The organism is Rhodoferax ferrireducens (assembly GCF_031458075.1).
GTDB lineage: Bacteria > Pseudomonadota > Gammaproteobacteria > Burkholderiales > Burkholderiaceae_C > Rhodoferax_B > Rhodoferax_B ferrireducens_A.
This window is the reverse complement of record NZ_JAVDXT010000009.1, coordinates 26,133-46,377: the sequence shown is the minus strand read 5'-3', so window position 1 is coordinate 46,377 and position 20,245 is coordinate 26,133. Positions and strand designations below refer to the sequence as shown.

Annotated in this window: 22 protein-coding genes; 16 read left to right on the top strand and 6 right to left on the bottom strand. The window is 56.7% G+C overall.

Going from position 1 to position 20,245, the window contains the following annotated elements:
• The first annotated feature begins 296 nt into the window (after positions 1 to 296).
• On the top strand, positions 297 to 761 hold the full coding sequence (locus tag J2X19_RS25700) for an antitoxin VbhA family protein (RefSeq protein WP_310377277.1): 465 nt from the start codon (positions 297 to 299) through the stop codon (positions 759 to 761).
• Positions 751 to 1,608 (top strand): Fic/DOC family protein, encoded by an 858-nt coding sequence (locus J2X19_RS25695; RefSeq protein ID WP_310377275.1) that lies wholly within the window; start codon positions 751 to 753, stop codon positions 1,606 to 1,608. The genes J2X19_RS25700 and J2X19_RS25695 overlap by 11 nt, the downstream gene beginning before the upstream one ends.
• Before the next feature lie 226 nt (positions 1,609 to 1,834).
• Here the strand turns inward: J2X19_RS25695 and J2X19_RS25690 are convergent, their stop codons facing one another.
• The 5 genes from J2X19_RS25690 to J2X19_RS25670 all read right to left on the bottom strand — a co-directional run bounded on the left by J2X19_RS25690 (position 1,835) and on the right by J2X19_RS25670 (position 5,913).
• Entirely contained in the window at positions 1,835 to 2,863 is a 1,029-nt protein-coding gene (locus tag J2X19_RS25690) for a hypothetical protein (RefSeq protein ID WP_310377273.1), read from the bottom strand.
• A gap of 135 nt (positions 2,864 to 2,998) precedes the next feature.
• Entirely contained in the window at positions 2,999 to 3,697 is a 699-nt protein-coding gene (locus tag J2X19_RS25685; protein ID WP_310377271.1) for a hypothetical protein, read from the bottom strand.
• Entirely contained in the window at positions 3,694 to 3,855 is a 162-nt protein-coding gene (locus tag J2X19_RS25680; RefSeq protein ID WP_310377269.1) for a hypothetical protein, read from the bottom strand. The genes J2X19_RS25685 and J2X19_RS25680 overlap by 4 nt, the downstream gene beginning before the upstream one ends.
• 306 nt (positions 3,856 to 4,161) lie before the next feature.
• Positions 4,162 to 5,466 carry a Y-family DNA polymerase gene (locus J2X19_RS25675; protein ID WP_310377267.1) on the bottom strand — a complete coding sequence of 435 codons (1,305 nt, stop codon included), beginning with the start codon at positions 5,464 to 5,466 and terminating at the stop codon, positions 4,162 to 4,164.
• 3 nt (positions 5,467 to 5,469) lie between these two features.
• Positions 5,470 to 5,913: a LexA family protein gene (locus tag J2X19_RS25670; RefSeq protein WP_310377266.1), complete on the bottom strand. Its 444-nt coding sequence runs from the start codon at positions 5,911 to 5,913 to the stop codon at positions 5,470 to 5,472.
• A 34-nt stretch (positions 5,914 to 5,947) separates the two neighbouring features.
• Between J2X19_RS25670 and J2X19_RS25665 the strand changes: the two genes are divergently transcribed.
• Together J2X19_RS25665 and J2X19_RS25660 are read left to right on the top strand one after the other, a co-directional pair.
• Entirely contained in the window at positions 5,948 to 6,661 is a 714-nt protein-coding gene (locus tag J2X19_RS25665; protein ID WP_310377264.1) for an SOS response-associated peptidase, read from the top strand.
• 40 nt (positions 6,662 to 6,701) lie between these two features.
• Positions 6,702 to 6,959: a hypothetical protein gene (locus J2X19_RS25660; protein ID WP_310377262.1), complete on the top strand. Its 258-nt coding sequence runs from the start codon at positions 6,702 to 6,704 to the stop codon at positions 6,957 to 6,959.
• Between the two features lie 803 nt (positions 6,960 to 7,762).
• Here the strand turns inward: J2X19_RS25660 and J2X19_RS25655 are convergent.
• Positions 7,763 to 9,112 carry a DUF1173 family protein gene (locus tag J2X19_RS25655; protein ID WP_310377259.1) on the bottom strand — a complete coding sequence of 450 codons (1,350 nt, stop codon included), beginning with the start codon at positions 9,110 to 9,112 and terminating at the stop codon, positions 7,763 to 7,765.
• Here J2X19_RS25655 and J2X19_RS25650 point away from each other — a divergent pair.
• The 12 genes from J2X19_RS25650 (at position 9,086) to virB11 (ending at position 20,244) form a co-directional block, all read left to right on the top strand.
• Entirely contained in the window at positions 9,086 to 9,376 is a 291-nt protein-coding gene (locus tag J2X19_RS25650; protein ID WP_310377279.1) for a hypothetical protein, read from the top strand. The two genes, J2X19_RS25655 and J2X19_RS25650, sit on opposite strands and share 27 nt — an antisense overlap.
• A 208-nt stretch (positions 9,377 to 9,584) precedes the next feature.
• Entirely contained in the window at positions 9,585 to 10,127 is a 543-nt protein-coding gene (locus J2X19_RS25645) for a lytic transglycosylase domain-containing protein (RefSeq protein WP_310377258.1), read from the top strand.
• Positions 10,128 to 10,146: 19 nt separating this feature from the next.
• Positions 10,147 to 10,527, top strand: a complete 381-nt coding sequence (locus J2X19_RS25640) for a hypothetical protein (protein ID WP_310377255.1) — start codon at positions 10,147 to 10,149, stop codon at positions 10,525 to 10,527.
• Positions 10,528 to 10,547: 20 nt separating this feature from the next.
• On the top strand, positions 10,548 to 10,871 hold the full coding sequence (locus tag J2X19_RS25635; RefSeq protein WP_310377253.1) for a VirB3 family type IV secretion system protein: 324 nt from the start codon (positions 10,548 to 10,550) through the stop codon (positions 10,869 to 10,871).
• Between the two features lie 5 nt (positions 10,872 to 10,876).
• Positions 10,877 to 13,387, top strand: coding sequence for a VirB4 family type IV secretion/conjugal transfer ATPase (locus J2X19_RS25630; RefSeq protein ID WP_310377251.1), 2,511 nt, complete (start codon positions 10,877 to 10,879; stop codon positions 13,385 to 13,387).
• Between the two features lie 12 nt (positions 13,388 to 13,399).
• A complete protein-coding gene (locus J2X19_RS25625) occupies positions 13,400 to 13,837 on the top strand; it encodes a hypothetical protein (protein ID WP_310377249.1) in 438 nt (145 codons plus the stop codon).
• A gap of 10 nt (positions 13,838 to 13,847) precedes the next feature.
• Positions 13,848 to 15,065: a type IV secretion system protein gene (locus J2X19_RS25620; RefSeq protein ID WP_310377247.1), complete on the top strand. Its 1,218-nt coding sequence runs from the start codon at positions 13,848 to 13,850 to the stop codon at positions 15,063 to 15,065.
• 20 nt (positions 15,066 to 15,085) lie between these two features.
• Entirely contained in the window at positions 15,086 to 15,793 is a 708-nt protein-coding gene (locus J2X19_RS25615; protein WP_310377245.1) for a type IV secretion system protein, read from the top strand.
• 14 nt (positions 15,794 to 15,807) lie between these two features.
• Complete coding sequence (locus tag J2X19_RS25610; protein ID WP_310377244.1) at positions 15,808 to 16,512, top strand: VirB8 family type IV secretion system protein; 705 nt, start codon at positions 15,808 to 15,810, stop codon at positions 16,510 to 16,512.
• Positions 16,513 to 16,514: 2 nt separating this feature from the next.
• Positions 16,515 to 17,468, top strand: coding sequence for a TrbG/VirB9 family P-type conjugative transfer protein (locus J2X19_RS25605; protein ID WP_310377243.1), 954 nt, complete (start codon positions 16,515 to 16,517; stop codon positions 17,466 to 17,468).
• Complete coding sequence (locus J2X19_RS25600) at positions 17,465 to 19,009, top strand: TrbI/VirB10 family protein (RefSeq protein WP_310377242.1); 1,545 nt, start codon at positions 17,465 to 17,467, stop codon at positions 19,007 to 19,009. The genes J2X19_RS25605 and J2X19_RS25600 overlap by 4 nt, the downstream gene beginning before the upstream one ends.
• The gene (gene virB11, locus J2X19_RS25595; RefSeq protein WP_310377241.1) at positions 19,006 to 20,244 is read left to right on the top strand and encodes a P-type DNA transfer ATPase VirB11; all 1,239 of its coding nucleotides are present in this window, start codon (positions 19,006 to 19,008) and stop codon (positions 20,242 to 20,244) included. Before J2X19_RS25600 ends, virB11 begins: the two co-directional genes overlap by 4 nt.
• Position 20,245: the final 1 nt, after the last annotated feature.

Here is a 20,245-nt window from a genome sequence, read left to right as displayed (position 1 = left end):
GGGCCGCGTTTCCCGTGGGAAACGGGAGCGAGGAGGGGAGGCTGCCCAGGTCCGTGCGTCCCGTCCAGAGCCCTGCAGCTCGACCAGACCGAAGGAGGAGGGGCCGCGTTTCCCGTGGGAAACGGGAGCGAGGAGGGGAGGCTGCCCAGGTCCGTGCGTCCCGTCCAGAGCCCTGCAGCTCGACCAGACCGAAGGGGGAGGGGCCGCGCTTCCCGTGGGAAACGGGAGCGATGAAGATCTGCGCAATACGCGCATTGCGCGTATAATAGGGATTACGTATTAGCAATAATTCCGGCATGACTTCCAACGTTTCACCGTCGCGCAATCCGTTGCCCCGAGAGATCCGGGAAACCCGTGAGCTGGCTCGTCTGACACAGACCCAGGCCGGCGCGCTGGTGCATACGACCTGCCGAACCTGGCAGCAATGGGAAGCCGAACCAGGCACCAAAAACCACCGCGCCATGCACGCTGCATTTTGGGAACTGTTCACAAACAAGATTGCCAGCGCCTTGCCCCTTCTGGAAGGAATCGACATGACCATCATCACCAAGGCCCAGCGCCGTCTGTCTCACGAACAAGCGCTGGCCAGCACTCGCATCGAAGGCCATCGGCCAACCCCGGAATTTCTGGTTGACTGTGAAGCCGTAGTTGAGGGCACGATGACGCGCGACCAGGCGCGAGCTGCGAGCTTGGCGCGTGCGTTGGCCAAAGACAAGGCAGCAAAGGATACGGCCGTTATAGCTTTCGCCAATGCCGCGTGAGTTTGCCGACCCGTACACTTACCCGGGCACACGAGTTCTACGCAATATCCCCGGCATCCGAGACGACGCTACGCTGCGTGACTTCGAGTACGAGCAAACCAAGCTGCGCATCGAAGAGCTGCGCGACAACCCAATCCCCGGAAAATTTGACCTAGAGCACTTGAAGGCAATCCACGCGCACGTTTTCCAGGACGTGTACGAGTGGGCCGGGCAGACGCGTACGGTCAGCATCAGCAAGAACGGCGACAGCTTCGCGCAGCCGGCTTTCATCGAGAGCTACAGCCGGCAGCTCAGCACTGCGCTAGCCAAAGAGAACAACCTGCAGGGACTGGAGAAGCCGCAGTTCGTTGAGCGCATTGCACACTTCTACGCCGATTGGAACGCGCTGCACCCTTTTCGCGAGGGCAACGGACGAACCACCCGTGAGCTGATCGGCCAGATCGCGCGTGAAGCCGGGTACGACCTGGATCAAACGCGCATAGACAACAGCAAGGACCAGTGGAACGACGCCGCCCGGCGCAGCTTTCACGGCGACCTGGCGCCGGTGAAAGAGATCCTCACCGAGGCGATCCGGCCGAGCCGGGTCATTGCCTTCGAGAACCTGCCCGAGGCAGAAGCGTGCGCCAAGTTTCCAGAGTTACGTCGTGCCTTCGATGGGCTTCGCGCAATTGAGGATCTGGCACGCGCCAGCATGGCAGGAAGTCCCGAGCGCATTGCCGGCTACATGCAGCAGGTTCGCGGCGAATTCACCAAGAGACTTGAACAAGGCCAGCTGCTGGACCGCACGCGCGAGCCTGAGCAAGCCCAAGCACGGGCGCCTGCCCGCGAGCAGGGCAGGGACCGCTAAGCTTGCCGCCCTGCGTACTTGCCCGCCTGGTTGGCTAAATCTCCCCCCTTGACGTTGGCAACCCACCGGTAACCCAAGACACAAGAAAAGTGCCTCCAGCTAAGCCCTAGGCAACGCGTAGACTTTTGCGTTTTCTGGAAATAGCTGACCACCGTTCCGACAATTGCTGATCAGTTTTCTGATATTGACCATGACCTATCTTGACTGCAATCGACCCTTTGCAGATCTAGTCGTCTCGCATCACTTTGTCGAGAACGTGTGCGTGGTAGCTGCAAAGGCCACCGTTGTACTGGTCACCCTGCCCAAGCGCTTCTTCACAGAGTGAGCATTCCTTGTAGTCGAGTTCAGCGCCGCACCATAGGCAATGCTGCTCATGAATGAGGAAGGCTGAGCGGGAGCAGTTATTGCAGTCCTCGACACCGGGCTCGCCTCCATCGCGGGGGTCATAGTCGTAGGCGTCATTGAGTTTCTTGATCATCAACGGAGCAATCAGGTCCGAGTGGCCGCAGGCGACACAGACGTATTTGAACGACTCGTCCTGGCTCTCAACGCTGCTCGCGTCCTCGATGTCGTCCTGGCTGGGACGGAGCAGGGAAGAGCCGCATTCCTCACATTGGCACTGATCTAGCCATGGCTGCATCAGCTCAGGGACACCAGCATCGTCCCACGCAGCCGCGCATGTCGCCATGGTGTTGGTGAAGAACTCGTGGTGCGCGAGCATGACGGGCCATGCAGTGGCTAGTAGGTCGGCCGGCTGCTCGTTCAGTTGCGTCTGGATGAACTCGCGCAGCACAGGGAACAGGTCGGCAACGAAGCCAGCCACCTCGCCCAGCGTATTGGCCGGGTGCAAATGCTCCAAGTGATTGCGGCACTCCTGCATCTTATCGATGGCCGGCCAGTCGACTTCAATGTCGAACCCCTCGAAGCGCTTCTTGATGGTCGCGACATCGATGGTAGTCTTTCTGAACCTCCCAACGGGCTTCCACTCGACGCCACCATTGCCATCAGCTTGCGGCATGACTTCTGGAGGGTTGAAGATCAGGGCAGGCGCATCGTCAGGATCAACAACCGAAACCGCGATCTTGTACTTGAACAGAAGCAGGATGCCTGCGAACAGGTTTCGCACGGCTGAGAGGGCACGGGCCGGATCGCCTCCGTGTTCCGGCACCTGCTTGGTTCGCTGGAAGTCCTCAATGCCAAGGCGAATCGATGTCAGCGCGTTTTCCTTTAGCTTCTCTGCATCCAGTTCTGCCATTGTTGTTCCTTGAGGTCGAAAGTTACGTTTGTGCCATTGCGTCGGTAGCACCATAACGTTGAAAAGTGGTGGTCAGGTACTTCCGGAACAGGTGTCAATCAGACCGGAATACGCAGGCTGTCGCACTGCGTCAGCTTAGGCCGCCACTTGCCCATCGCCTGCGTAGCCAGGCAGTTTATTAAAACCGACCAGATAGTACTGATTGGGTCCAAACTCTTTCAGTTCTGCTTCATGCTTGCGATCAACGCTTCGAAGCAATCCAGTGGCAACGAGAAGGCTGATTGCCTTGCGGATGTCACGTTCGGGAATACCTATTTTTTCGTAGATGGTTTCATAAGAAGCCATCGAAAACTGCGCATCATTGCTGCGGCAAGAAGCAAGATACAGATGCAGCTTCATGGCATGAAGCTCATGTTTGGTGCGAAGGGTGAAATGGGCAAACGGAAGAATTTTTTGCTCACGCACGATGGCCTGGCAAGGTAGCTTGAACCAGCCGGTACCACCGTTCCAGGCAATACGATAGCGTCGCTTTTGATGCGACCCTTCCGGAATAATCAACTTCAATTCAACAAGTCTGCTCACCCCGTTGGCAACCAGCTTACGCGACAACGATGTGGCTGTTTGCAAGTCGTCGTAGCTGGCCGCCGCCATATGGTGCCCTTGCTCTGGGGGACCATCATCAATTTCGGAAGAAAAAATTAGCGCAACGTAGACCATCAAAGCGGCAATTTCACCTGCCGCGCTTTGGTCAGCGGTACGGCTCCAAGTCATCTTTTTAAGCGCTTCCACAACCGTAATCGACGGTACCTTGTACCAATATTTTGAGCGGATCACTTTGGCCCACCCTTTCCTTTCCAGAACACTGCGTAGATTACAAATGCTGCAAGCAACAGCGCCAGTACCGGAACAAGGGCATATAGAAACTGAATTGCAAGTGGCGTATTTTCAGTAATCCACAAAAGCATGAAAGCAGCAGCATCTTCTTTTTTCATAACTAGCCTACTAAAAAAGTTGTTCAAGGCTCGTTTGTACTTTGGCTTCAGGGATCTTTCTAGAGAGAGGTGCAGTATGTTTTTTAAATTTTTTTTGAAAACCTATTTAAAAACAATAGGTTATATGTAAATTATACAGTTCATGAGATAAATTTCTTGGTTCATGAAATGGGTGTTTTTGACCAAAAGTACTATTTTTTGACCTTTAGCCTCGACCGACAGAGAGATTTAGCATGCAGCTTAGTTCACGGCAAAGGCTTCGCCCCGGCGCCCACTTGTCAGGCTAAGCGGCTGAAATCCGTTCCTCTAGGCCCGGGCCACAGGAATATCAGAAATATTTGTTGTGTAGTGGGGCGTTCGTCGCTCCTGCCGCATCCCCCATTCCCGCCGATAGTCGTCCAACCCACTGCTGGCCACATGCACTGTGCCTTTGCCATAACGGCCGTTTAACCCGTCCATCACCCTCATCAGCTTGCCGCGCTCGGCGGTAGCGTCTTCCCCACCATCTAAATCCAGTTCTCCCTGCACGCGGCTATCCGGTGCCAGGTCTAGCAGCATGATGCCGGCTTTGATCAGCTGAAAGCCGGGCTGGTAGATCTGGTGCATGCCGGCCACGGCCGCATGTACCAGCAGCGCCGTATCGGCCGTGGGCCGACGCAAGGGTACAACCACACTGCGGTGGTATTTCGGCCCAGGCCGATAGGGCGAGGTGTGTGCAAATACAAGCAGCTGGCTGGCGACGCTACCTTGCGCGCGCAGTTTCTCGGCGGCGCGGCCGGCAAATTCGCTCACGGCCTCGATCAGCGGCGCCAGGTCGGTTACCGGTCGGCCAAAGCTGCGGGTACACGCGATTTCCTTTTTGGGTGCCGGTGCATCCTCAAACTCAATGCAGGGCAGGCCGCGCAACTCGCGCACGGTGCGCTCCAGCACAACGCTCCAGCGGCTGCGCACGGTAGCCGGGTCCAGCCTGGCCAGATCCTGCACTGTGCGTACGCCGCCCTCCTGAAGCTGGGCCGCGATGCGCCTGCCTACGCCCCACACTTCACCCACTTCCGTGGCGGCCAGCACCGCCGCCAGATCCTCGGCCGGCAGGGTGGCTAGGTTGCACACCTGGGCCAGCGCGTCCGGGTAGCTGCCGGGCTTGCGTTCAGCCGTCTTAGCGACAAAGTTCGCCAGCTTTGCGAGGGTTTTGGTCTGGCCTATGCCTATTCCGCAGGGTATGCCTGTCCAGGTCAGGATGCGGGCGCGAATACGACGAGCGCGGTCGGTCAGGTCTCCGCGCACCCCATCCATGCCGATAAAAGATTCATCAATGGAATAGATCTCCTGCGTAGGACCCAGCCCTGCGGCCAGGCTCATCATGCGGTCGCTCATGTCGCCGTACAGCGTGAAGTTTGCCGACAGCGCCACCAGGCCGGCCTCGTCCTCCAGGTGGCGGATCTTGAACCAGGGTGCCCCCATCTTGATCCCCAGTGCTTTGGCTTCGTTGCTGCGCGCAATGGCGCACCCATCGTTATTGCTCAAGACGATAACGGGGCGGTTATTCAGACTGGGCCGAAATACCCGTTCACAACTCACATAGAAGTTGTTGCCGTCGACCAGGGCATACATGGTTCACACCTTGAACTGCTTGATGCAGCTGGTGACCACGCCGAACACCTCCAGCGTCTGGCCATCGCCAGGAATGATGTCTGGAAAAGTAACGTTTGCCGCCCGCAGTTTCACTCGGCCGCCACGCTGGTACAGATACTTCACCGTGAAATCTCCGTCCACCTGGGCAACCACGACGTGCCCGTGGCGCGGCCGTAGCGCACGATTCACCACGAGCACGTCGTCGTCAAAAATGCCTGCGTCCCGCATAGAGTCCCCGCTAACCCTTAGCAGGAAGGTCGCCTGCGGGTGCGTCACCAGCGTCTTGATCAGGTCGATGCGCTCCCCAGGGAAGTCCAGCGCCGGCGACGGAAAGCCTGCGTGCACCACATCCCCGGCCAGCGGCAGCACTAGGCTGAGGCTGGAAAGCTCGACCGGCAAACCGATGGGGATCGAAATACTGTGCATACATACAGTATAAGCGCGCGCTACGATGCATCCTATGTGCGTTAACTATGAATCGGTGGCCGACCCTAAGCGTCTGGCCGAGGCATTCGGTGTCGATATACCGGTAGACGCCAAGTTTGATGTGTGGCCAGGCTACCTTTCGATCTTTATCCGAAGACCGAAAGAAGCCGACGTAGGCGACGACGCTGTGCCCGCGCGGGAAGCCCTGGCCGGCTCTTTCGGTATCGTGCCGCACTGGACCAAAGCCGACACCGTTGATGCTGCCCTGGTCGCTGCGCGCCGCACTTATAACGCCCGCAGCGAAACGGTCGAAAAGTTGCGCAGCTTCCGCGATTCTTGGCGTCTGGGGAGGCATTGCATCGTGCCAGCGGAGGCAATCTTTGAGCCAGACCACCGGAGCGGCAAGTCTGTACGCACACGCATCAGCCGCGTCGATGGCAAACCGATGGGAATTGCTGGCATCTGGACTGGCTGGAAGGCGCCGGATGGGCATGTATTGCGCAGTTTTTCGATGCTGACGATCAACGCCGACGACCATGCGTTGATGCGCAACTTCCACAAGCCGGAAGACGAGAAACGTATGCTGGTGATCCTTCGGGAAGAGGACTACGACGCCTGGCTGAAAGCTCCGCCCGAGCGCAGTATGGACTTCATGCGGCAGTACCCGGCAGAGTTGCTGCAGGCATCAGCTGCTCCGCTTCCTCCCAGGAAGAAAAAGGCTCCACCACCGCAGCCTGATCTAGAGTAGAAAAATTTGGACTAAGGCCTGGCTGAAATTTGAGATGTTTATGAAAAAAGCTACTTATCTTCGCCACATCAGCGTCAGTGTTGACGAACCAGAACCAGGGGAGTTTTATTGGACTCTGATGGAGTCTACAGATGACATTTCCGTGTGGACTGAGCTTGAAGCTGCACAAGAAAGTGCCCAAACCTACAGCAAGGCTTTAAAGCTAGGCGTTGCAGCTTTGGAGGCGATGACGGAAGATCTTGATCGCGGTCCTCGCTCAGCCGGCGAAGATGAAAACGCTTCGCCTGTAGGTTCTTGATAAGCCGCAAAAGCCATTGGGCTGAAGCGGCGCTTTTTGGAATATTCGGGCCAAAATGGAAGTTGGAGTGACTAATTCAATGGGGAATCGCTTTACGCCCAGGATCTGGATGGCGCCTCCTGATAAGCCGGTATTTGTGGATGTGTCAGGCCACCGGGACGATCAGAGGAGCATGTCGCGGTGACCTGTCCGGGGGACAGGTCATGAGGCCGGTAGGAGCCGGCCCGGTAGGGCTGCCCATCGGCCTAAGCCGATGGTCACTCCGTAGCCCGGCCGAAAGCATGCGACGCTCCCTCGCACACCACCCCTCGGCTTTTGAACGAAGGGGATCGCCCTGCAGATGGCTGTCCACTAAAACTTTGACTCCAGCAATGCATGAATGCGGTTAAAAGCAGCGCACTACGCCGTCAACCTGGCCTGCGTTTCCCACGGGAAACGCTCGCAAGCGGCAGCGCGCAGCGAAGGCCTTGAGGCCGTAGCGAAGGCGTCAGGCATGCGAAAGACTGCCCGTAGGGCAGTCCCGAAGTGATGAGCGCTGTCCAGGCTCTGCCTGGTCAGCATCCCCAGGGGGGTGCCAAGCGTAGCGCGGCGGGGGGTGGTGTGACGTGACCGCAGCCAGCGTGCTTGCACGCGCCAGCCAAGGGCGCGTTATATCGCCCCCTGGAGGGCGAGCGCAGCGCGCAGCGGCCGTCAGGCCGCGAAGGCGTCAGGGATCGTTAGCCCCGTAAGGGGGCGAGACAAGCGCAGCGCAGGCTCGATGCGCAGCACCAGAGCCCGGCCCGGAGGGGATCGCTCTGCGATATTCACGACTGCTCGAACACCTTTTTTTGCTCGCTCGGTTCGTGAGACGACTCGTGTTCGATCAACTCATGCGCCGCAAGATCCTGATGCAACTGTGCATCCCGAGCTTGATCGTCGCCTTGAGACACCTGCTGTTGCTGCTGCGCCTGACTCTCAGTCCACGTCATCGGCAACTTTGGTATCGATTCAGCGCCTGCCCGCCACTTCCAAGCCAGCAAATTCGACTGTTGCATCAGTACATCGATGGCAGCATCGTATTCACCTTCGGCGTCCTGCGGAACCACAAACATCGCCGTCGAAGCTTCACCAGTGTCCTGCAGCACGGTGCAAGCCAGCGGCTTCGTTGAAGGCAGGTTGTAGCGAAGCCCCTTCGTGAACCGGCGTTGCTCCCTATGCAGCGCGTCCAGCAGTTCCCACTCGAAAAGCGATTCGAATGGAATCCAATGCTCGGTTACGTTCATGAGGCATACAGCCTCGATCGACATCACACCCTGGGCAGAACGGGAAATCGTGGAAAGCATCATTAGGTGCGACATTTCGATCTGGCTCCAGAGCTGCAACTGGTGGGCAAATCGCGACACCAGGTGCTTGTGAAGATCGTCGGTCATCATCAGCTTGGCATCCGGCATGTGCTTGACGATCAAGCACTTGCCATAGCGAGCATCCTCGATCGCCTTCACTTCGCCCAGCAGAATCATGCGGGCGGAAGTTGACTCCAACAGCCTGGCAAGCGATTCGCGTTGGCGCTGACGGATCTCGTCGGCGCGGTCCAGGACGAAGCTTTCCGGTATATGAATCAAGGCCGGAAGCGGCTGGCCCTTGGTCATCTTGGAACTGGCGCCGCGAAGCAATTCACGCCGTACGACATACCAGGAACGGCGCCCGGTCATTGCTGGTGTCCACCGGGTCAACCCGGCCTCGTCCATCAGGAAGTGCAGCAGACCCCGCATAGTCAGCTTCGTACCATCACTTCGCACGCTCTCGTGTTCGACCTCAGAGGCGACGCCGGACTGACGCGAGCGGCCTTTGTTCAGGGCGAAGTCCAGCGACAGCATGGTGGTTTGCGTTTCGAGTTCCTCTCGAATCGCTGAGCCACTGACCTGACCGAGTCCCGACAGTTCTGGTGGCGGTTCGTAGTGTTCGCATTGAGGAGCGTGGAGGGGACCAGAGTAGGGAAGACGTTTGAGAAGGTATTGGCCTCGTGTTAACGCAATGTATAGTTCAGGACCTTCGCCCTGCACAAGGCACAAGCAGACTGGTCGCAGTCTGGTCGTGTAACCTTTTTGCAGAATGCGCTGCCAACTCTCGTGATCCGGCGAGTAGACATGGCCAACGAAAAGGTATTTAGACATATAGACCCCATGACTGGAGAAATACAAAAAGAAAAGAAGACGCGGCGCAAGCGGCGACTACCAGGCACAGATAAGCCACCACGCGTATCTTTCTCCCTTAGGGTCGAAAAAAGCACCTTCGACCGCATGAACAAAATGCTCAAGGCTTACAAAGGCTCCCGCAACGAATACATCGAGCGATTGATCGAGTTCGATTTAAGTTTTCGCGAACGCCTCCAACCGCTTAACACGCCCATCGATTTAGACAAACCGACCGGCGAATAATCGTCAGCTTAGCACCAACATAGCGCCTTAATGTGACATCACATTAAGGCGCTTTTTCATGCCCTTTTGTTTTTGCGTGTTGACACTTGTAATTAAGTGTTTCATAGACAAAAACATCATCAAAATGGATGATGAGCGCTTCATCAGCCGTCATGTGATCATGCTAAAGTGATACCACAATAAGACGGATGGGAGGAAGCGGATGTTGATGGACTTCGATGTTCTCGCGCACAGTTGCGCGCCCAATGTGGCCCCGGCCACGCTGCGAGCAATGGCGACTGTCGAATCAAGTCTCAACCCGCACGCCATCGGTGTAGTGAATGGCCGACTGACTCGGCAGCCCACGAACCTTCCCGAGGCCATCAGCACAGTGATGGCGCTTCAACAGCAGGGCACACGGTTTTCTGCAGGGCTGATCCAGATCTATGTCAAGAATTGGCCTGCATATCAGCTCGATCACGAATCTGTGTTCGACCCGTGCGCCAACATGCGTGCGGCTGCCGGCATCCTAACTGACTGCTACAAGCGAGCAAGCGGCAGGACCGAAGCCCCGCAAGTGGCCTTGCGCAATGCGCTGAGCTGCTACTACTCGAACAATTTTGTGACCGGCTACCAGCACGGCTATGTGCAGAAGGTAGTTGCTGCCGCTTTGGCGGCATCCCGTTCTGCACCTGGCATTGCGCCGAAGGAAGCATCGGGCACACCTCTTTCGACGCAACCGCTCGAAACCCCGCCCAACAGGGCACCTTAACTTTAAGCAGGAACTTTTTATGAACGCAGCAACAACGGTAGGTATCGCGGTACAGCGCGAGCACAACACAGCACGTGAGTGGGGCAAAGCTCTTCTGTTGAGCGCTCTTTGGATGGCGGTCATCTTCTTCGTGCTCCCCGGCCTGGCGCACGCCACCGGCACAGGCACAACCACTGGTACCGGCGGCGCAGCAGCTGCGCAAGCGCGTATCACGGCGGTTTCAACCGGCTGGCAAAACATCGTTATGGGGGTCGGCGTGGCGATTCTCATCATCTCGTGGTCGGTCATTGGGTACGCCATCGCCTTCAACGGTAAGACCATGAAGGACATGCAGGGTCCGGTCATCGGCACGACCGTTGCGGGTCTGGCACCGGTCCTTGTTGGCTGGCTGTTCAGCTAAGCCGCAGATAGGCGGGAGACATGCAGGACGACTATTACGACCCGATCTACAAAGGTTGCACAGCACCGAGCACGATCTTGGGTGTGCCCCTCATTCCTTTCATCCTAGGGGTGCTGGTGATCGGCCAGCTCACGGTTCTCAGCTTCTATTTCTTCCGGCTGAGCGTGGCCCTGGTCTTCATCATCATCGGCGTGGTCCTCTATGTATGGGCACGCAGGTTGGGATCGAACGATGAGCATCGCGTCCTGCAGTACCTGATGAAAGCACGCATGCGCGGCCGCCAGTCGGCCACGCGTAAGTTTTGGGGAGCTGTGAGCTTCTCGCCTTTGCCACCTCGAAAGTGAGCGACATGTTTTTCAAGAAATCAGGCAATCTCGAAGAATCGATAAACCTTGGGAAGGGCGAGGTTCATGTCGCGAACTACATCCCCATGGGCGTGCACATCGCGCCTGATGTCATTAAGCTGAGAGAGAACGGTGATCTGTGCGCGACTTGGCGTCTGCATGGCATGCCGTTCGAGACGGCTTCGCCGGAACAGATTTCAAGCGCCAAACGTCAGCTGGTGAACTTTCTGCATGGTGTTCGAGGCTCGGAAATTTCCGAGCCGTGTGCGCTTTGGGTCCACCGTGTTCGACGCCGCTTCACGGATCGGCTCAATGGACGCTTTCCGAGTAGTTTCGGGCAGCAACTCAACGACAAGTATTACGACCAACTCGGTGAGCAGTCGATGCTCAAGAACGAGCTGTATTTCACTCTGCTGATGCGTCCCACCGTCACGGCCGGCGGCGCGCTCAAGAAGATGCGCACGCGCAGCGCCGAGAGCCTCAATGAATTCGACGCTGAAGTGTTGGATCGCTTCGTTTCGCTGACGCAACAAGTCGAAGTCAGCATGCGCAAATACGGCGGCGAACGCCTTGGCTGCACCGAACGCAAGCTGATCAACGGCGAAACGCGCACCAGCTCGGAAATGCTAGGTTTTTACCGCTTTCTGTTGACCGGCGTGTACGAGCCGGTCGATGTGGAACCTTCTCCAATTTACAACTACCTTTGCGACGCACGGTTGTTTGCTGGTGACACGAACGGCATCGTTCAGAGTCAGCATCTGCAGCGGCGCGGATTCGTTGGCTACCTGGATTTCCTGGACTATCCGGAAGTCTCGGAGCCAGGCATGAACAACTGCCTGTTTTACGGAAACTACGAGTTCATCGAGACGCAGAGTTTCAGCTTCATGAGCAAGCGTGATGGCCTCAAGGCGATCGAACTGCAACGTAATCGCTTGGTCAGCGGCGGCGAAGGATCACCTCAGCAGATTTCAGACATGGAAAGCGCGCTCGAAGACGTGCGCAATGGTCGCGTCTATATGGGCGAGTACCACTACAGTCTAGGAATCTTCGGCAGCTCGATCGAGCAAGTCCGCAAGGACATGGCAAACGCACGAACTGCCCTGCAAGAGGATGTGGGCTACAAAGTGGCTACGGTGGACGTAATCCCCGAGTGCGCCCACTTCGCACAGCTCCCAGGTAACTGGACGTGGCGTCCGCGCGTGGCGACGATCACGACGAGGAACTTCGCGTGCATGTCGCCCATGCACAATTTCGATTTGGGAAAGCGCGACGGTAACCCCTGGGGTGAGGCCATCGCAATCATGCAAACGCCGGCCAAGCAGCCGTACTATCTCAACCTGCACGAAATGGTGCTTGGCCGCGACCGCGTTGGTGAAAAAGACCCCGGCAATACGTTCATCTGCGGAAAGACCGGCACTGGTAAGTCCGTGCTGCTCGGCTTCTTGCTAACGTTGCTGACCAAGGTTCTCGGCCTTCGCATCCTGTTCTTCGATAAGGATCGAGGCGCCGAGATCCTGATTCGCGCTCTCGGCGGTCGCTATCGTCAGCTGCAGCGTGGTCAGCCTACCGGCTTCAATCCGTTCCAGTGGGAACCGACCGAAAGCACGATCAAATTCGTTGAGCAGCTCGTGATGCAGTGTGCGCGGCGCAGCCCGGATGAAGCGCTTTCCATCGAGGTCGAAAACGAGATCATCAAAGCAGTTCGCCGCGTCTTCGCGCAGCCTGAAAGAGCCTCGCGTCGAATCAGCGCCATCCTGCAGCACGTCGGAGAAAACAGCGCAGTGGGCGAGCGCTTGGCTAAGTGGTGCCGCACTGCGACGCGCAAGGGCTCAAACGCCTGGGTGCTGGACAACGCGCAGGACACCACCGATTTCTCGGGACATTCGATCTTTGCATTTGACTACACCGAATTCCTCGAAGACGGAGAAGTTGGCCCAATCATCCTGTCGTACATCCTGGAAGCTGCCAACACGCTCATCGATGGCAAGCCATTCGTGTACGTCATGGAAGAGTTTGCCAAGATGGTGGCAGCAAAGAGCCAGACACTGGTTGAGTTCGCTCGCGACAAGCAGACAACTATTCGCAAACTCAACGGGGCCGGTGTGTTCGTCACACAAAGCCCTAGCCAGGTCAACCAGTACCCCATCGGTTCCACGCTGCGCGAGCAATGCGTGACGCAAATCTTCCTGCCGAACCCAGGTGCTGACTACGGCGACTATGTGGATGGCTTCAAGCTCACTGAAGCCGAGTTCGACACGATCAAGAACCTGGCATCAGACAGCCGGAGCTTCTTGGTCAAGCAGGGCGAACGTAGCACCGTCTGCAACCTGAACCTGTACGGGTTTTCCGATGAACTGGAGATCCTCACCGGCACACCGGAAAGTGTCGAACTATGTGAGCGAGTCCGCAACGAGCTACGCACCGACGATCCCGATGTGTGGGTTCCTGTGTTCCTCGAACGCTTGAAAGTGCAGAAGAAAGTATCTAAACAGGCGCTGCAGCGCGCGATGGCATAGGTGAACAACAGCATGAATCTACACGCACAAATCCCCCAAAAGTTCGCGCTGGTAATCGCCTTGGCGCTTTTCATGGTTGGCTGCGGTAAGCAGGAAGAAACGGTGACAAACCCACCGACTGCCACTTCAGAACCTGCGTTTCCCACGGGAAACGGGGACAAATTGATGGTGATGACTATCGCTGATTGCGACAAGCTTCCCGACCCCAAACCCACGGACGACAGCGCGGCGGGACGCGCAACAGCCGTTAGCCAAGGCGTAGCCACACGTGCGGCCTGTAAGAAGGAAGTGGCCGCCCTGCAGGACAAGCCTAACGCGGACCTGGCGCGCATCCGCGCGATAAAGGAAAAGGAACAAGCCGATCAGGCAGACCGAAAAATTTCGGAAAAAGAGTGGGGTAGACGCATTAAAGAAGGCGGCAGCCAACCTATCCGCGAACTGAAGTATTGAGGGCTGAAAAATGGGCTTTCTTACCGACACCGAAACAGCGATTACGAGCGGATTTACTGCGGTCGCGAACACATTTGGCGCTGGTCTGCTGGGCACCTTCCGACCGGCCTTCATCGTCGGGTTCACGATATGGATCACGCTGATCTCCTATGAGGTTGCATTCGGAAAGTCCGAAGACAGCTTCACGTACATCTTCACGAAGATAGGAAAAATCTTCCTCATAGGAGTAATTGCGCTATACGGCTGGCCCGAACTCGCAGATTTGCTCAACGGCGTTAAGGAAGGATTCGTAGGCAGCAACACGATGTCTACGGTTCTTGAAACCAATCTCATCGATCCCATGACAGCCTTATGGGCAAAGCTTTTTGAATGGTTTACAGCAGCGCTTAACGACGTTGGTTGGACGGAACTCGGCCGCCTGATGTCAACTTTAGCGTTGTTCTCACTCTTGTTCTTGGCGTATGCCTTGATGTCGGCAGCTGTCGCTGTATTCGGAGTTATTGCGCTGGCAATGTATTTGGTCGCCAACTCGGTGTTCATTTTGTTGCTGGCCATTGGCCCGTTCTTCTTGCTCTGCCTTTCTTTCCCTTTTATGCAGCGGTTTTTTGAAACCTACATTGGCAACGTAATGACGTCCATCCTAGCGATGGCCTTCACCGTCTTGATGGTGATGTTTGTTGCGGGCCTGTTCGGTTTGGTTGGCATTCAAACCATCGTGCCAACAGCCACAGACGAATCCACCGTAACCAACATGATCAAGTCAATGGCAGTGCTGTTTGCCGCTAAGGCCGCCATGTCTTTGCTCATCATCTATCTCTACTACAAGGTATTTGACCTGGCGGCGGCGCTTGGTGGTGGTCTGAACATGGGTAACAACATGGTTGGCGGAGTGCGCGCAATCATGAAAGACGTACAGCGCGGCGCAGCCGCTGGCAACAAGACTGGCAATCAAGTCTCCCAAGGCGGGGGTGGGGGTGGGGGCGGCGGGGGGTCATCACATCGTGCCGGCCGTGCGAATAGCACGTTTACTGGGATGGGACTTTCGGCTGCTGGTTCCGCCATTTCAGGTACTGCACGGGCAGGCATGTCTGTCGGTGGAGCGGCAGCTGCAAGTGCTGGCAACGTGGGCCGTATCGCGGCAAACGGGGCAGGGCGTGCAGCGGGTGCGGTGGGGCGATTTGCGTACAACCGCTATTCACAAATGAGCAACCGCATGACTGCGGGATAAGTCTTCAACAGGAGGGTGATATGAAGTTTCGTAAATTTATCTCGGGTGCTGTCGTCAGCACATTGATGCTGTTTGCAGCAATGCCAGCGCGAGCTGGTATTCCGGTAATCGATGCGGCAAATTTGGCCAATAGCATCCAGCAAGTTATTGCCTGGGGTAGACAGGCACAGGACATGATCAACCAGCTCAACCAGCTGCAACAGCAGTTCCAGCAGCTGCAGACCATGACGACTAAGCTGGATGGCATTCGCAATCTTGGGACCATCCTCAACGATCCGAACATTAGCGCTGTACTCCCGCCTGAAATGCGTGATGCAACGCAGTTGCTGTTGAATCCCTCTGCACTCGCCACCAGTCAGGCCAACCTAAACCAGATCCTGGCTTCGTTCAATGTGATCAGGACCGGCAATGCGGGGAATGCCGGACAGGCTGCAGCCGATGCAATGGGGCGTATGCAACAGATCCTCGCATCGACCCAAAGCCGCAGTGCACAACTCGCACAACTCGCCAGTCGTGTCGATTCAACCGGCGATGCGAAGGACTCACTCGACATGGTGAATCGCAACGTGCTCGAAGCGGCCAGCATCAACAACCAGATGACGCAGACCATGGCAGCTCTCGAATCAGCACGTCAAGCAGCTGAGCTGAAGCGGTTGGCAGACAACCAAGCGTACTTCGCGAGCGTGAAGGCTGCGGGAGCACAGCCGATCCGCTCGTTCTCGTACTGATATTAGGAACCCCTATGAGTATCTTTAGTAAAGGCGCCAATTGGGAGGCCACTCGTGCCTCCGATTTGGAGAAGAGTCGCAAGCTCGCATGGATGTTCGCTGGGCTGATGGGCTTCTGCCTCGTGGTTGCTGTGATCGCTTTGGCCATGCTGACACCGCTACGTCGTACCGTGCCGTACGTCGTGAAGCAGGATGCTCAGACGGGGAACCTCGAAGTTTTGCAATCCTTTGACAACCGTGTCATCGGCACCCAAGAGGTGTTGAACAAATATTGGGCGCGCAGGTATGTTGTCTCGCGTGAGCAATACAACTGGTGGCTGGTGGGCTCCGACTACGACAACGTAGTGGCACTCACTGATCCCTCCATCTTCCCAGAATATGGCTCCCAGTTTCTTGGAGAGAAGGGACTCGACAAGGTATTCGGAGACTTCACCGAGCGTCGAATCAAGGTGCTGTCGATCGCACCGGCACCGACGAATGCACAGCAGATGGTGGTGCGATTCGAGCGCACTACTGTGTCCAAGGGCAACGTGGTGGAAGCTCCAACAGTCTTCGTTGTGAACATGACATTCCGCTACACCCCGAACAACTACGCCTCGGAAGCCGAGTTGATCCGAAACCCGATGGGCTTCCAGGTCTTCTCCTATCGGCGCGACGTTGAAGTTCCCAGCAGCGGCGTGCCCGGTGTGACAAATGAAGCCATGAGTGCGGGAGGTTGACGATGAAATTGTTCCTCAAGCCACTTGTGGCCAGCACTATGTTGGCTGCACTCAGCGTCGCCTACGGTGCAGGGATCCCAGAAGCCAGTCCCAATGATTTACGCATCCGTGTCATTCCGTACAAGGCCAATGACGTGACAGTGATTCGCGTCCAACGCGGCATCGTCACACGGATCATGCTGGAAAACGACGAGAAGATCGAGATCCCGGTGGTGGGACTCAGCAGCGACTGCAAAAGCGAGACAGATGAGTGGTGCATCAGCGCCATCTTAGGCTCCAACCAGATATTCGTGCGTCCACGCGACAACGCTGGACGTAACAACATGGAGCTGCACACAAGCAAGCGTGATTATTCGTTCGTATTTGAGATCGTTGACGGAAACAAGGTTTCCCGTGGGAAACGAGCCGATGCCGATGTGCCATTCTTCCGCGTCGTTTTCGACTACCCGAAACCCAAGCCCTTGACCGAGAACTTATCGGGTAGTGATCGTGCAGCGGCTGTTGATGCACTGCTGCAGCGGGTAGACAAATCGGCTGCTCGACCCATCCCGCAACAAGTCGATCCCGACTTCGGGATGACGCCGGTCCAGCGTCTGAAGGCTGAAGGCATCCAGATCCGCAACACGAACTACACCAAGCAGGTCCTGGCGCGTGGTGAGGATGCAGAGCCAACGATGGTCTTCGACGACGGCCGTTTCACCTACTTCGAGTTTCCGGGTGCACGTGAGATTCCGGCTGTTTTTGCCCAAGGCAGCGATGGTGAGCCCACGCGCGTGAACTGGAACATGAATGGCAACTTTGTGGTTGTGCAACGCACGGCCCGCAAGTTCACGTTGCGCCTAGGTGAAGCGGTGGTCGGCATTTTCAATGAAGCATTTGATCGCACAGGTATCGCGACACCCACGTCTACGGTATCCCCAGCGGTTGTGCGAGAAATCAAAGGAGCGGCGCAATGACGACGGACGCTAACAACATCGAGCCAGGTGATCCATCGAACCTTAACGCCCCCCCAGCAGCGCCCGAGGTTGTCGAGGATATTGTTTCGGTCAACAAGAAGGGCAGTTCTGAGAACAAATTCGCCAAGGCGATATTCGTGCTCCTGGTAGCTTCAGTGCTGATTGGAGTTATGGCATGGTTTAGTCAGAACTGGCTGAACACGCGTAAGGCGCAGATGAAAGCCAGCAGCGGCCCGAAGGCCGCGGAAGACACCACGCAAGTGTTCAACCCTGAGAAGACTGGCACGGCGGTAGCCAGACCGAAGCTCGGATCAGACAGCGGTTTTCCGGCTCCGTCACAACAAGCTGCTGCATCGAATCCCATACAGCCCGGCGCAGTAAGGAATGATGGCATTCGGCCTCTGCGCGGTGCGGATGGCAAGGTAATGGTGAATCCCCAAGGGCGTGCGATGGGTGCTGACAAGGACGGCAACATAGTCGAAGTGCCTGCCATCACCGCGATGACTGGTGATCAAGCGGGGCGCAAGCCATTACCTGGCGAATCGGCTCAAGGACAAACAGGGCAGGGTGGCCAATCTCAACAGCGCCCCCCCAGCCGCTACGCAGGCTCGCTCTTCGTTGGCGAGCCAGCCAAGCCGTCGAACGTAAATTCTGGCAACAGTACCGATGGTGCCAGCAGCGTGACAACCTCAAACGCGATCGCTCAAACGCAGGCGCAGCAAATCGCGGAGATCCTACGCAGCGCCGGCCTGGGTAATAGCACACAGGCATCTCGAACGACTTCCACGGTCGCACCAGCGCTGGCTGGATCTGCTTCCATGCTCGGAGCGTTGCCGGAGCAAGCACGACCGGGAACGATCGGCAGCTCCCTGTACAGCAGCTCAACACCTGTTGCATTGGCTAAGCGCATGACAGATCAGAACCTGATCCTCCCCAAAGGCCGCCAAGCAGATTGCGTGCTGACGGGTCGAATCATCGACGAGACTCCCGGATTCACCTCCTGTGTCTTGGCGCAGAACATGTATTCGGACAATGGTCGTGTGCTGCTGCTTGAGCGTGGAAGTGAGCTGACCGGGGAGTACGGAACTACCAATCAACTCGGTCTCGAACGGCTTTTCGTGACCTGGTCAAGGCTCAAAACACCGGAAGGTATCGAAATCGATCTGTCATCGCCTGGCGCTGATCGCCTTGGTACTTCAGGTATCCCCGGTCACCTCGACAACCGCTGGGGCGCGCGGCTTGGAGCTGCGTTCCTTTTGTCCTTCGTTAAGGACATTTCCGTGGCAATCATCAACAATCAGACGAAACAATCATCAGGCTCAACAGTAAGTGTGCAAACTTCGCCAGGGCAGAACACACTCAATTCATCTTCGTCTCTGGCCGAGGAAGTCATAAAGCAAACGATCAAAGTCCGGCCTCGCTTGACGATCAACGAAGGCGACAGAATCTCCATTTACGTCGCTCGTGATCTGGACTTCTCGCCAGTGTACGAACTCAAGACTGCCGGCATCGCTGGCGCAACACGGTTGCTGACGAGATGAGTGCGACTCTCGACTTCTTGACCGAACGAAAACCAGCTGATTCGTTCGATACGAAGTTTGTCGATACCGGATTCGGAAGCCGGTTTGATGACAAGGATAACGGCTTCGGTGACGCTGCTGTGTTTGGCGACGTGCTGGCAAGCGATACGGTGGTGCGTAGCTACCTTCGCCCGATCAAGCGCCACATGCTGGAGCATAAGGCGACCGAGATTTGGATAAACAAGCCGGGTGAGCTGATTATCCAACTCGAAACCGGCAATCTAACGGTTGAAGAACCGGCTTTAGATTTCGCTGCCTTAGAAGCCTTTGCACAGGCAATCGCTGTGTACTCGCCGCAGCAGCAAACCGTGGGTGCCAGGTCGCCGCTGCTTTCGGCCACCATGCCAGATGGGGAGCGCATCCAGATCGTGTTGCCTCCGGCTGTGGAGCCTGGCATGGTCAGCATGTCCATTCGAATCCCCAATTCTGAGGTGTTTCCGCTGAAGCGTTATCAAGACAGCGGCGCGTTCTCTAAGTTCATCTGGCCCCGGCCGAATGACTTAGAGGTAGCGCTGTTTGCTCTATCACCTGATGATCGCCACCTCGCCGAGCTGCTTGCCGCAGGCAATCTGCATGATTTCCTGATCGCATCGATCATGGCCAAGAAGAACACCGGCGTGATTGGCGATACCGGATCAGGCAAAACCACGCTCATGAAGTCTATGTGCCAGCATATTCCGCTGCACGAACGACTTATCACAGTCGAAGATGTCCGGGAGCTGATGCTTCCGATGCACCAGAACCGAGTGCACTTACTGTATTCAAAAAGCTCACAGGGCGTTGCTCGCGTTACACCGGCCGACTTGATCGGTTCGCTGATGCGCATGGCACCCGATCGCGCACTGTTGGCAGAGCTGCGCAGCTCCGAAGCTTGGGATTTCCTGAAACTGCTGACGACTGGTCACAGCGGTTCTATCACGAGCTGGCATGCCGAAAGCTGTGCACTGGGCTCCGAGCGATTTGTCTTCATGTGCAAGGAAAACTCTGAGGCCGCAACACTCGGTCGTGAGGAAATTAAGCACCTCTACACCTTGACCATCGACGTGGTGATTCACATTGCGCGCAAGATCGTGTACGACCCGCAGGGCAAGCAAATCGGCTATGAGCGGTACGTTGACGAGGTGTATTTCGACCCGTGGGCCAAGGCGGAAGCACGTTTTGGCGGTCAACAAGTACAAGTAGAGCAGGGCGGTTGAA

Coding starts and splice junctions, on each gene's coding strand:
- J2X19_RS25610 (WP_310377244.1), top strand. CDS start 15,808: ATGAGTATCTTTAGTAAAGGCGCCAATTGGGAGGCCACTCGTGCCTCC.
- J2X19_RS25625 (WP_310377249.1), top strand. CDS start 13,400: ATGAATCTACACGCACAAATCCCCCAAAAGTTCGCGCTGGTAATCGCC.
- J2X19_RS25660 (WP_310377262.1), top strand. CDS start 6,702: ATGAAAAAAGCTACTTATCTTCGCCACATCAGCGTCAGTGTTGACGAA.
- J2X19_RS25690 (WP_310377273.1), bottom strand. CDS start 2,863: ATGGCAGAACTGGATGCAGAGAAGCTAAAGGAAAACGCGCTGACATCG.
- J2X19_RS25640 (WP_310377255.1), top strand. CDS start 10,147: ATGAACGCAGCAACAACGGTAGGTATCGCGGTACAGCGCGAGCACAAC.
- J2X19_RS25670 (WP_310377266.1), bottom strand. CDS start 5,913: ATGCACAGTATTTCGATCCCCATCGGTTTGCCGGTCGAGCTTTCCAGC.
- virB11 (WP_310377241.1), top strand. CDS start 19,006: ATGAGTGCGACTCTCGACTTCTTGACCGAACGAAAACCAGCTGATTCG.
- J2X19_RS25605 (WP_310377243.1), top strand. CDS start 16,515: ATGAAATTGTTCCTCAAGCCACTTGTGGCCAGCACTATGTTGGCTGCA.
- J2X19_RS25630 (WP_310377251.1), top strand. CDS start 10,877: ATGTTTTTCAAGAAATCAGGCAATCTCGAAGAATCGATAAACCTTGGG.
- J2X19_RS25675 (WP_310377267.1), bottom strand. CDS start 5,466: ATGTATGCCCTGGTCGACGGCAACAACTTCTATGTGAGTTGTGAACGG.
- J2X19_RS25700 (WP_310377277.1), top strand. CDS start 297: ATGACTTCCAACGTTTCACCGTCGCGCAATCCGTTGCCCCGAGAGATC.
- J2X19_RS25620 (WP_310377247.1), top strand. CDS start 13,848: ATGGGCTTTCTTACCGACACCGAAACAGCGATTACGAGCGGATTTACT.
- J2X19_RS25615 (WP_310377245.1), top strand. CDS start 15,086: ATGAAGTTTCGTAAATTTATCTCGGGTGCTGTCGTCAGCACATTGATG.
- J2X19_RS25695 (WP_310377275.1), top strand. CDS start 751: ATGCCGCGTGAGTTTGCCGACCCGTACACTTACCCGGGCACACGAGTT.
- J2X19_RS25665 (WP_310377264.1), top strand. CDS start 5,948: ATGTGCGTTAACTATGAATCGGTGGCCGACCCTAAGCGTCTGGCCGAG.
- J2X19_RS25600 (WP_310377242.1), top strand. CDS start 17,465: ATGACGACGGACGCTAACAACATCGAGCCAGGTGATCCATCGAACCTT.
- J2X19_RS25635 (WP_310377253.1), top strand. CDS start 10,548: ATGCAGGACGACTATTACGACCCGATCTACAAAGGTTGCACAGCACCG.
- J2X19_RS25655 (WP_310377259.1), bottom strand. CDS start 9,112: ATGTCTAAATACCTTTTCGTTGGCCATGTCTACTCGCCGGATCACGAG.
- J2X19_RS25650 (WP_310377279.1), top strand. CDS start 9,086: ATGGCCAACGAAAAGGTATTTAGACATATAGACCCCATGACTGGAGAA.
- J2X19_RS25645 (WP_310377258.1), top strand. CDS start 9,585: ATGGACTTCGATGTTCTCGCGCACAGTTGCGCGCCCAATGTGGCCCCG.
- J2X19_RS25680 (WP_310377269.1), bottom strand. CDS start 3,855: ATGAAAAAAGAAGATGCTGCTGCTTTCATGCTTTTGTGGATTACTGAA.